Here is a 9,215-nt window from a genome sequence, read left to right as displayed (position 1 = left end):
GTAGTCGGTGTTGCAGGAGTACCTGAACATTCACCAACAGTTACATCACTAAGGGTAGGTATAGCAGGATCTGTAGTATCATTAACAATGACATTTGTAGTACAAGTATCAGTATTACTAGAATCGTTAGGGTCTGTAGCAGTTAAGGTTACAGTAACTGGTGTGCCAATATTTGAGCAATCAAAACTTGAAATATCTATTGATAGATCACCAACACTGTTGCCATCATCTAATTGAGATGCTGTTATTGTAGCATTACCAGTATTGTCTAAATCTACTGTAAGATTACTAATACATGACGCAACAGGTGTAAATGCTGTAATAGCATCTGCTGTAATATTTATTTGATCAATAGACATATCACTTCTAAAAGGGGCTAAGCTTGGATCTGTATTACCTGGTGGATTAGGAGGTGTAGTTCCTGAAAAACGTAATTGAATGACTTGATCATTATAATTACTTAAATCAATATTTTGTAAACTCCATGCTTGAGCTTGTCCTGTTTGTTGTTGTCCACTTAAAATAGGTGTATCTGTTACAATATTTCCATCAGCATTGAGTTGCTGCCAAGTAGCACCATTATCGGTACTCACGTCTACAGATAAATCACCCATATCAGATCCAAACATATGATAGCGAAAAGAAAAATTCGCATTTTCAAACCCAGTTAGATCAATACAAGGGCTTATTAAATTTACAGTACTACCTGGTCCAGGATCTCGATTTAAAGAAGCTTCGACATAAAAAAACTCTTCACCTCCAGTGAAATCACCAGTTGGGCCAGTATTTCCAGAAGGTGTGCCGCCACCAGAAACATTAATATTACTTAAAGTCCAATTTCCTTGATCTTCAGTATCTTGAGTCCAAAGCCCAATACCATTATTCCATGTTTCTGTATATGGGTAAGATGATATACTAGGTCCAGTACAAGGAACTGGCGCGTCAGACTGAGCAAATGTAAAAAAGTCACCATCAGTAAAGTTTACCGTAGTTGTAAAATTACCATTGCCATCATCTGTTAAACTCACAGCTGTGTCCGAACCATTAAATGTTGTGTTTGAGCTCACTATTAATGTAGGACTTACATTATTAAAAGTAGATTGAGGTATACTTAAAGTTACTGTGCCCACAGTACCCGTTTCTTGAATGGCCCAAATACGAGACATTCTATTTAATGTTTGCGAGCTAATAGTAATAGGTGTATTTAATGTTATAGAAGCCCCATTATTACCCCAAAGCATAAAACTTTGGTCTACACTAAAATCATTTCCATTTAAAATGTTGGTAGCCGCTATTGTTCCATTACCTATAGTAACAAGCCCTATATTATTTGCTTGTACAGAATTTGTAGTTGTAGATATAGATTGTTTTTGGTTTAACCCAGAAGCATCGTCTTTACCTATGCCCGCAATATTAGAAACAAACCCAGAAAGTGCTCCATCTGAGTCATAAATAGTGTTTCCTAATGAATTTACATAATCTTGTGGCGTAGATTGATTTAACGTTAATCCATATTTAATGGAGAGATAGGATTCTATACTAGATAGTTCATTATCTGTAATTCGCCGACCAAAAGAAATAACTTCAAGCACGTCACCTCTAAATTCAAAACTACCTCCAAATCGCCTACCAACAGAAAAACCTTCATTAGTGAAAACTCCATATTGGTCTTGATTTTGAATCGTAGTAATAGTTTGTAATTCTCCCCATAACCTTATTTCTTCAAGTGAATTCACATTTCCTATCGCAAAGTCATTCTGTCTTAGAATCGATAGAAAAGGATCGTCTGTTGAAAAACCGGGAGTATTTAAAGCTGCAACATATTCTCCGCCACCGCTTGTATCTACATCAGTAGAACTAAAAAAGTAAGATACAGGGAAACTACCGCCTACTGCATTTAGATTGCCTGTTCCTAACCCAGCATTTGAATTAACAACATCAAGAGAGTGTGCTAAGACAATTTCTAAACTACTTGTATTAGATATGTTAGCACTAGGGTTAAATACAATAATTTGTGTGTGACTATCAAAACCACTTCCTGTAAGTAATACATCATCATTTCCATCAAAAAAAAGAGAGGGATTAAAATTTAAAGCATTTGAGGTTAAGCTAGGGCGAAAACTAGCATTGCTTTGCCTAATGTCACCTATCCCTCCTTGATTATTCCATTGACTAACTGCACCTCCTGACTCAATAACTCCTGCATCTGCTTTAAGCCAAAAACTTAAATTATTACTAACGCCTCCAGGGCCTGTTTGCGCATTTAAATTTAATGATAATAGTAATAATACAGAAAGACTAAGTAGTAATTTTATCTTCATAAGATATAGGGCTTATAATTTTGGCTAATATATAAAAATAATCGATAAAGTGCAATAATAATCGATGAAATGCATATTTATCTTTTATTTACTTGATAGTTAGAAGTTTGTAAATTTTAATTTATATGATTATTATCTTAGAAAAACAACTTCTATTGGTTTTAACTCTAATTATATAAGAGCCTTTGGATTGAAGCTTATAGTTTTTTCTATATAATCTTTCATTATTTAATAGGTCGGAAAAGATGAGTTTTCCTTCAATACTAAATAATTGTATTTCTTCAATAGAAACAGAATTGTTTGAAGAAACAAAAATTTCTTTACTATTAATTAAGTATTTAATAGCAACTCCAGCTTTATTAAAATCAGTGCTAGATAGTGTATTATTATTTGCTGATGTTTCAGGAATAGAGAATGCAATATAAAAACGATCTAAGTGCTCGCCAGCTTCAATAGTATCTGCGTAATCAGAATCGTTTATTAATGAGTATGTTTCTAGTAAAGCATCGTAGATGTAAACTTCTATATCTTCATTAAAGTTTTCTAATGCATTAAGACTTATACTTATATCTCCAGTTTCTCCAAGGTACATGCCCATTGGATAAACTTTAGTGTCTTCAAATTGACCAACTCCTTGAATGATGTAGCGATAATCTTCAATAATCCAGTTAAGATCATTAGCAAAATTATCCCAATTAGCAGCATCATATCCAAAATCAATACCATCTGAAGCTTCATTGTTTGGAGTAAAGCCTAAAAGAATTTGTCTAACAGCTCCATCTGGTGCCGTAAAATCTAGTCTTACACGTTGTATCTGTGCATTTAAAGTATTGACACCAATAAGGCCTAGTAATAAAACAAAAATTGCGGTTTGCACTGGTACCAGTGCTTTTTGTGTTAGTAGGTTCATAGTTTATAGATTTAGAATGTTTGGGACATTCGGTACAAATATATAAATATTTCGGGAAATAATCCGTGAAATGCATAAAAAATCGACAAAATACATTTTGTGCTCATAAAAAAAGCGATTCTTTAAGAATCGCTTTTAATCTATTTTTTATGTTTTTCTATTTAATAATAATCTTTTTACTGATTACGGAATCTTCAGTTTCAACATTAAGAACATAAGTTCCTGTTGGTAGTTTAGATACAGGAATTCTATAGGCATCAGAAGCATATTGATTTAAATTAGTATCCCATTTTTGAACAGTTTGCCCTAAAATAGAAATTAACTTCACTTCAGTGACATCATTATTAGGAACTTTAATATAAATCTCTTTTGTATTACTTAAGTAACTTATAAAGCTTTTATCTAATATTTTGTCATCTGAACTCAATGTGGAATTTTGATCTCTAAATGCTAAGAAGAAACGATCGGCATAGTAATCTGGTTCTAAGTTTACCACATAATTTTCTTCAGTAATATTAGTATAGGTTCCTAAAACAGAATCGTAGATGTAGACATCTAGGCCTTTTTCAAAATTCTCTAAATCTGTGAGTTCAAATTCTACATCACTATTTTCAGATAAGAATACACCAACAGGATACATTTTAGAATCATCAAAAGCACCAACTCCTTGTATAACATATACATCATCCTCTATAATAAAGAAGGCATCGTTATTTTGAAAATATTCATTACGTGCGTCATAACCATAATCGATACCATCTGTAGCTGTATTATCTGGAGTAAAGCCTATTAATAAAGGACGGATGTGGCCATCTACATGCGCAGTGAAATTAAGGCGTATTCTAGAAATTTCATTATTAGCTGTTTCATTTCTTAAAAGTGCTTTATGATCTTCTTTATTATTTTTAGATTTATAATCTGAGTTTCTAAAGAACACGGAAGTTCCCGTAGCTTCTCTTCTAAATACACGTTGATCATTTTCAAATTTTATAGTAGCATCTACATTACCAACGGTTGAGAATATGCTTCCAACGAAAAAACCTTGACCTACAGGAACATATCTACCTGGTACTTTAGAAGGTGTGCCAGCACCACTAATTAATGCGGGTACATATACAGGTATGCCTCCTGTTTTATTTAATACTGCATAACCACCTTGATATTCTCTTAAAATATGTGTTTGGTTAGAGGTGTAGTGTTCCCATAAATATAGCGCTCCACTTGTGCTTGGTGATGATCCAGGATTGCCTCCAGGAATATTATCATCAATAAACTCATGAGAGTCTAAAGCAGAAGGATAAGGGTTACCAACTAGAGCTTGATAGCCTGGAGTTATTGGTATAAGAATATCGTTATTATTTGGTTTTCCTTTAAAGACGTAGTTCTGTAGATCATTTTCTTGATTACCACCAGTAATAATATCTCCTTCATTAGCTGCGCCAACACCACTACCTTTCATCGTAAATCCATAACCTTGTGTAATACTAATAGTATTCCCTTTAAATACCCAATCTGCATAGCTATCAGTAGGGAAATTTTCAAAGGTGAAAATCCAACGGTTACTTAAAGTAATAGGGTTTGAAGATCCTGTAGCATTAAAGTTACCCGTAAACCCAATAGTTAAAGGATTATTAGTATTAGAGCCATCTCTTAATAAACCAGCTAATGTTTCTGGTACATTATTAGCGGAGGTGTTAATAGCACCTACAGGTGAACTCCAATAATTGTAATTAAATAAATTGGTGGTACCTTGTTGATCGCGTTCTAAATCTCCACTACTAGTAACATCCAAAATACTTTCAGGAGTCTGATTTACATTATATCGTTTTTGTACCAATTGAGATTCGCCAATTAAATCAATAGATCCATCTAATTTGAGATAATGAGTAATGCTTAATCCAACACCATTATTATTCTCATTTTGATTACCATCAGAAATATCTGTTACAGTAAGTTCGTTGGCTTCTATAATTAATCCCAAAACAGTTAAATCTCTTGTATTTGTAGAAATGTTATGATTTGTTCTCACAATATTCCAATCTATAGGATTTCCATTAATACCATTACTATTAGGGACATCCCATACCGTAAAATTAGTCCAAGTATTATCGGTATCCCAAGATGAATTCGTCCTAGATGTATATGGTAAAGGAGCTGTTTGTGGTTGTACAGATTGAATATTTCTCAGTCGACCAGCGGGCCCAACACCAGCATATGGAGCTAAATCACCACAAACTACATTCATTCTATAGTAACCAACTAAATTATTCCAAGTTAAAAGATCATCTTCGACACCATCTTGATTAGTATCTGGGCCATATATTTTAGAAGGAATAACAACACCACCAACGTCTGACCCTAGTTGATCTATCTCTTGGTTCATCATTTGCCTTATATGCTCAACAGTAAGTGCCTTGTTCCATACTTTAAATTCATCCATCCAACCGTGATAATAATTTACAGGAGTATTATTAGGAGGTCTTTGATCCATTGCTCCTAGAAGCGCACTAATATTATTAGGTGTAGTAGTAGGGGCAGAACCGCCAGTAGCGACTAATTCGATACCATCTACATATAGTCTATAAGTACCTCCATCAAAGGTTACTGCAAGATGATACCATCGATCTGTTCCTATAGTTTGAGCCGTAGTTAACGAAGTAGATCCTGCAGTAAACACAACTCTACTATTTATAATACTTAAATCGTAACCGTTAGAAGTATTAAGTGCATCTTTTCTTGAAAACACAGTACTAGTACCATTTGTAGATTCTGGTTTTACCCATACCTCAATACTGAAGTCACTATTTAGATTATAATTATTTCTAAAATCTACATGGTCATTTTGTCCATCAAAATCTACAGTAGGACAATCGTTAACTATTACTACAACATCATCAGAACAACCACTACCATCCTGAATAGTCCATCTTAGAGTGTATGTCCCAGGACTTGCATTAAATATAGCATTAGGATCTGTCTCGTCAGAGAATACTAATAAATTACCACAAGATGTAGTACTCGATGATATTACACTCCATCTCCCTGTAACTCCAGTACCATTAAAATCATTTGCATCATCTGCAGGAACCACATAAAGACCATCTTCATAAGCACCATTAGCAAAATTGACTCTAGATCTCACAGTATTATCGTAAGCTCTCATTTGTACAAAGTTTTCTCCACAACTATTGGCTAAAGGAGTTATGTCTTGTCCAGCATAGGCTAAACTTGCATTAACGTTAAAGAAATTAGTACCATCTGCATTTTCAGCCCTACAGCCATTGACTAGAGTGGTTACACCATAGCGTCGTACTCCTGGTGTTATAGGTTGTACTGTAGCTGTTGTTCCTGTAGCAATAACATTACCTGCTTCATCCGTATATTCTAAGATGTCATCAACAGGAGCAAATCTAAAGCCTACATTATCAATGGCCCATCCACTAGCTAAATCTCTTCCACCTCTATTACAGTTCTCATTATTAGGGTTAGGAAAAGTGTTATTTCCAACTTCTCCGCAAGAACTTGTACTTCCTATAAAAGTAAACCTGACTCTCAATCCAGTTTCGCCAATCCATTGCCCTAAATTAATAGAAGCAGCATGCATTCTAGAGGCGTCTGTACCATCAATACTAGTAGTACCAATACATCTATTTGCAGATGCTTTTGTTAAAATAACACCAGTAGTATTACCAGAGGTAAAATTATAACCTTCTACTGTTGTTAGTGTTTGTGTGTAAGTATTACCAGAATCAAAAGAAAGTTCTATAAATCCATTGCCACCATTACAGAAATAGAAACTCGTGTCAAAGGATAAAATAGCTTCTGCAGCAGTTAGACCTACAGTACTGAATACAGGTGTTTCTAAAGTTGTAGTATTACCTATACCATTAGCCATAGCAAATTTTGTATTGTCTGAAGTATCATAATTAATACCACTAAATTCTCTATTACTGTTAGAATTTGCTTCTTTCCAAGTTGGCTGAGTCGTATTATTACCACTAGCAGGGAAGAAACCATCTAAACCATCAACTCTCCAGCCATCTGGTTGTGCAAAATTAAACTCACCACCTTCACCAAACTGACCTGCAGGTTGGTCAAAGAAACTTTCAGCAACTACAGTAACATCATCTCCTAAACAAATATCTAAAGCTGTTGTGCTAACAATTATAGGTGGCTCATCTGGTGGCAAGAAGCGTACAAATGCTGCAGCTGAAGATTGTATAATAGAATCACCTGTTATTGGATCATCTATTCTTAGTAGGACACGGACAAAGGTGTCTGTGTTTAATCCGTTAAATGTATATGATAATGCATTACCCGCTGGCGGGTTTGGTACTTGATTCCATGTTTCTCCGTTGTCTTGAGAAAACTCCCAGCGTTCTATAGAAACATTTGGATCTTGTAGGTCAAAAGGATTAACTTCAGAAATTGTAAAAGCTACATTTCTAGGTTCTGTTATTCCTCCAGGACATGCTGTAGCTTCAATAAGTTGAGCAGGAGGTTGGGGAATAGGGTTATTAGGATCATTAGGGTCATCAGGTACAATAACACCAGTAACAATAGCCAAAACATTAATAGGAGGTTCTATCGTTACTGTAGCAATACAAGTACTAATGTTACCGTATATATCTTGACCTGTTAGCGTCACATTTGCGTCATATTGTGTTCCACTTCCGTCAGGATTTTCAGGGAATGTATTTTGACTCAAACTTAATAATACAGCACCACAAGCATCGTTAGATCCATTATCAATATCAGATGTGTTTATCGTTGCAACTCTAGTTACAGGATCTATGACAACTACAAAATCAGTACATTGCATAGTAGGTGCAACTCTATCTTCTACAGTAATCATTACTGTACATGTATCTGAATTACCAGAATTGTCGAATACTGTAAGCGTCACAGGAATTGGTAAAAATGTATTTGTAGCAGCATCATAATTAATATCGCTACAATCAAAACTTGTTTGTGATGCTGTAAAATTAGCAATACCACATGCATCATTAGAACCATTATCTAAATCAGATGCTATAATATTAGCAGTGCCATTAGGCCCAAGTTGTACAGTAATATCTTGACAAACTGCATTTGGAGGTGTTACGTCTGAAGGAATAACATCAAATGTACATTGACTTGTTTCTCCTGCATCATCAATAGCTGTTAACGTAATAGTGACCGTACCTGTTTGTATTGATCCAGGAGCTGGACTTTGTGTTACGACTATATTAGTATCGCAATTATCTGATGTACTCGCTAAAGTCGTATAATCAGGCAAAGTATATTGACAGATATTACTATCAAAATTTATATTTTGATTTCCTGGGCAATTTATTTCTGGGGCTTCGTTATCTTCTATAGTTATAGTATATGAGCACATGATATCATTACCAGCACTATCTGTAGCAGTATAGGTAACCATAGTAGTGCCAATATTAAAACTTCTATTGTCTATTGTGCCAGAACCACTATCATTCGTAGCTCCAGTAATGGTCCAATTTATCGAAGCAATACCACAATTGTCTGAGAAATTTGGTTCAGTAGGGTTAAATGTATAATCGCACTGGCCAGGGCTTGTGCCAAATGTAGAATTTGAAGGACAATTAGACACAGTCGGGTTTTGATTATCTGTTACAGTTATTGTGTAAGAACATGATACACTATTTCCGCCAACGTCAGTTGCAGTATAAGTTATTGTGGTAAGGCCAGTATTAAAGTTAGTAGTACCTATTGCATTATTTCCATTACCTGATGTAGCCCCTGTCATTGTCCATACAATAGTATCTATAGCGCAATTATCATTAAAGTTGGGTTCTACAGGGTTGAAAGTATAATCACATTGATTATTATCTGTATTTGCAGTTATGTTTGTTGGGCAATTTGTTACTATAGGATTTTGAGTATCATTAATAATGATATCTTGAGTAACAGTAATAGTATTCCCATTACCATCATCCACCATATAAGTTCTAGTTATGGTACCA

Annotated in this window: 3 protein-coding genes; all 3 read right to left on the bottom strand. The window is 34.7% G+C overall.

Annotated elements, in window-relative coordinates:
• On the bottom strand, positions 1-2,321 hold a 2,321-nt coding region (locus K8Z87_RS13435), incomplete at its 3' end, for a hypothetical protein (RefSeq protein ID WP_407704205.1).
• 121 nt (positions 2,322-2,442) lie between these two features.
• A complete protein-coding gene (locus K8Z87_RS13430; RefSeq protein WP_227478096.1) occupies positions 2,443-3,231 on the bottom strand; it encodes a T9SS type A sorting domain-containing protein in 789 nt (262 codons plus the stop codon).
• Positions 3,232-3,388: 157 nt separating this feature from the next.
• Positions 3,389-9,193, bottom strand: a complete 5,805-nt coding sequence (locus tag K8Z87_RS13425; protein WP_227478095.1) for a LamG-like jellyroll fold domain-containing protein — start codon at positions 9,191-9,193, stop codon at positions 3,389-3,391.
• Between the last annotated feature and the right edge of the window lie 22 nt (positions 9,194-9,215).

This window comes from Winogradskyella immobilis (genome assembly GCF_021887715.1).
Classification (GTDB): Bacteria; Bacteroidota; Bacteroidia; order Flavobacteriales; family Flavobacteriaceae; genus Winogradskyella; species Winogradskyella immobilis.
This window is presented reverse-complemented; position numbering and strand designations above follow the sequence as displayed.